Consider the following 4,045-nt stretch of genomic DNA (forward strand, 5'->3'; position numbering starts at 1 on the left):
ACCCAACAGCAGCCACGGCGCAATACCGTTGCCACCAGTCTTAGGCAGGTCACCAATCCAGACGTTAGCGATATTCGCGGTGGCATGAATCTTGCCGGTCGTCTTATCGGTCGTCGACTTCGGGTCGACGAATGGGAAGGCATCACCCGTAGTCCACTCGCCAGCGGACCAGAACTTCAGCTTCCCATCATTGTCGATCTTGAAGCTAATCGGCTTTGGCAGTAGCTGGTAATTCTTACCTGCATCACCCTGCGGAGCCCTAGTCTCTGCAATCCAGTATTGCTTGCCAACCTCAAGGTTCTCAACAGTGAAGGTGGTCGAATCGTTCTCGGCCTTCGAGACCGACTTCGCACCTTCCATCTCCTTGTTATCAGCAATTACGAAGGATGCCTTTTCCAGCTTGTCTTCATGGTTGTCTGCAGAAACCTTGGTGAAGGTGAAGTTGGCGCCCTTAAGCTGAGGCTTTTCTTCAATCCAGAAACTCTGTGCCTCATCGTCAGCGCTTACGTGCTCCACGATCACGTTGCCCTTGGAATCCTTGACGGTTTCCTTGAAGACGTATCGGGAGCCTGCTTTCCATTCCTCACTGATCTTTTCATCGCTCAGGTCAACCTTGACGTACCAAGAGCTTTGAGCAGAGGACTCGGCCTTAGCATCAGACTCCTTGGAGTAGATGACGTGCTCGGACTTGTCCGCATCGACCCGAACCAGTTCCGTCTTGAGCTTGTAGTCACCAGCAGTCAGACCAACGTAATCGATACGGTCGTAGGCCTTATCTACGTTTTCAATATTGACGCGAGTATTACGCCACTCGCCGTAGTCAACCTTTGCAGGGTCCTTGTCACCATCAAGAGCGGCGGTAGTACTCATGCGGGAGTTACCTTTTCCTCCGCCACCTGGGACAAGCACCATCTGCCACGGTTGAGCATTAGCGCTCTTAAATCGCACAATTTGGTAGTCCGTAGACTTCTCCAAATCATCATTGCTTAGGACGTACTTAGCAATAACCGCACCCTTGTCAATGATCTCGTGGCGCTTAGGGTTTTCCGCAGAGGTGTACTGACTGAAGATTTCATCCAAGTTGTCGTTGTTGTAACCAAGGAGGTTCAGAACTGCACCATATACAACGGCGTACGCTTGCGCACCCGTGTAGTAACGCCCGGCCGCATCCTTGACTCCAGCCTCTCGAGCAATACGCTCGGCATTATTGATGATTTGCTGACGAGCTTTGCTGGCGTTGCCACCACCGGCAGAGTTCAGCTGCTTAACCAAGTAACCGAGTGCCCCCTGGTTCTCCAAGGAAATTGGGTTCTCGCTTACCGGGCTGTAATCCGACGGGAATAGCTCCCAATTTTCACGTACTGGTTCAGAGGTATCCGGATATCCCAAGTTTGGCTGGATACACAGACCACCGTAGGAAACGACCTGACCCTTTTCATTCTTCAAGACGAACGGACCTGGAGAGCCGTTGAAACCGTGTTCGGCCGAGTTGGTCATAATCAAAGGATGAAGACGGAATACAGGGTAAAGGTTAATGTCTCCACCAGTTCCCTCAGTCCAAGTCTTTTCGGCGGCCTTCTTCAGCTTCTTTCCGGACAGCTCAACAGTGGTCGTTACTGTCTCTGGAGTGCGGCTGAACGCAGACGAAACGGTAAACTTGGTACCTTCCTCTACGAGTGCAGTTGCACGATTTCCAGCTTCGTCCACAGGGTAGACCTCGTAAACGACCTTATTCTTATCCGCCGAGATTACGGTCTTCTTCAGGGAGTATCCCTGCTCAAGACCGGTATTGTTCTCGCCACTAATCTGAAACGAGTAAGCTTCCCCAGTCAAGATGCTGTTCGGGGCATCGACTGTAACCTTTGCACCGCTGAACTTGGAGCGAGATCCGATGGTAATGACATCCTCGAAGGCTTCATCATCACGCTTAGTTGCTTCGGCGCGAGCTTCAATAGCGTCCTCGCCTTCGCCTTTAACTAGCTCGAAATGGTCGTCAGTCTTTGCCAAGTCAACGACTACTTCACCTGGTCCCAGAGGAAGGCGGTGTTCGCGGTCCTTAATAGGGGATCCCGGCTTTTGACGGAAGCCCATTTCCACGACAATCTTTCCGCCGCTTGGAACCTTAACGCCTTCGAGGCCGTCGAAGGTCAATCCACCCCAGTCGTTACCTGCTTTATCTGTAGCGAGGCGGTAACGGTCGTATGCCTTTCCTTCCAGCTCCTTAATAGGATTGCCGTCAGCGTCCAAAACCTTCAAGGTAGGGACCATAACGTCATTATCCAAATAGGTACCGTTGACGTGATCTAGGCGTGCAGTGACCTCGTCCCCAAGTGTTCCTCCGATGGGGAAATCCCTAGTGAAGGTTACGTTAAAGTCGCGACCATTAGCGCCGTCCACAGGTTTAACATTTGTGGTGAGGTTTTCGGCGTTAGTCTCCTGCTCTTTCACATCCGCGAATGCAGACGCCTGAAGATCTACGTCCTTTGCCGTTTGTCCTTGAACTGGGGAAGCATATACGCGCATGTCCAGACGAGATGGGTCTACTGCACCAACACCGTTAAAGTGGGCAATAACACGGTTGCGGGAGCCCTCCCACACGGCGAACTTCTTCGCCTCTGCCGTGCTTAGACCGCTAACGTCGATCTCGATGTAATCCTGCTTATCGCCCGTCAGCCTCTTTGCTGGAACGGTTGTATTGGAAACGTGGGGCCCCTTCTGTACCTTGACAGAATTCAACCCTTTGTCAAGCTGCTTATCCGGATCGTAGATATAGATCTTTCCAAGGTAGAGGTCGCGGTACGGGCGATCAGGTCCGAGGACCAAGGTCTGCAACGCGACATCGAAGCCCGGTGCAGGCTGCGGGGTATCTACGAAATCGGTGGTTTCGATGAGCTGAGTTTCGTTCTCATGGTTGACAATGGAATCTCCACGTTCGGTGGAGGCCCAGAGCCGGGCAGAGAAGTCGAAGTCAGCATCGGTGCCGTTCAGATTAGAATAAACCTTAACCTTAATTTGGTCCGATCCGGCTTCCCAAAAATCGATTGCCTTGCGCGTGCCAGTGACTGCGTTGCACTTGCTCATATCGATTTCAAGATAGTTCGTCTTGCCCGTGGTGGTCTCACGGTAATAAGCACCATCGCTGTCTTGAAGCCTACAGGTAGTGCTTCCCTTAGAGATTTCCACTGTCCGGTTCGAGTCAGCTAGTCCATTAGTAACCTTGTTATTCGCTGCCATGCTCTTAGGCATGTATTCCAGCAGGATTTTATTCGCATACAGAGTGGTTCGATTATCGGGAGAACCACCTACGCTGAGAACAAAGGTTGGACGAGCCCCAGAAGGGTCAAGCACCTCAACATCTTTTTTAAGTTCGACCTCGCGGCTACCGGTTTGGGTGTCTGCTGCGCGGTTTTCTTTGTTGACCTTGTCAATCTTTTCCTGCTTTTCAGCAGAAGGATCCGGTAGGAAACCAGCATCCTGCACATCAGCCTTAGCCGGAATATCATCCTTATCCAGGATGGAGTACTCACCCTCCTTGGAAGACTTAACCTTCAAAGTCAGCATCTCCGGCGGAGCGGTCTTCAAACCGTAGTAATCAATAACGATCTTATCCAGCTCGTCCTCATCATCATGGATGAAGCCATACGACTTCTCATCAACGACGATGCCGTCAGCCTCAACCTCAACAATCTCATCAATACCAGCATCGGACTCACGAGAAATACCATAGAGAGCATCATCAGAGACCTTCTCCATGCCGGTTTCACTATCACGCCATGCCTTAGTGTCCCGGTCATCAATCGTCACAGTGTCAATATCACCATCACGAACAACACTCACCGGATCCTTAGAACCCTCCGGCTTCTCCACAGCTTCGGAAGCTTCAGAAGCTTCCCCACCAGAAGCAGACGCAGAATCAGACGCAGGTGCTGAATCAGATGCAGATGCAGGAGCCTCATCGATAGGTGTTTCCACCGACGCGATCTCCTCAGTCAGAGCATCGACATCGGATGCATCATCATAAGCAACCAAAGCCTCATCAGCCTCA

The 4,045-nt window shown here is 51.6% G+C and carries 1 protein-coding gene; it reads right to left on the bottom strand.

From position 1 onward, the window contains the following. A partial coding sequence (locus HMPREF3149_RS10220) for a SpaA isopeptide-forming pilin-related protein (protein WP_246819990.1) occupies nt 1-4,045 on the bottom strand: 4,045 nt, incomplete at both ends.

It is taken from the genome of Corynebacterium sp. HMSC05E07 (assembly GCF_001807225.1).
Classification (GTDB): domain Bacteria; phylum Actinomycetota; class Actinomycetes; order Mycobacteriales; family Mycobacteriaceae; genus Corynebacterium; species Corynebacterium singulare.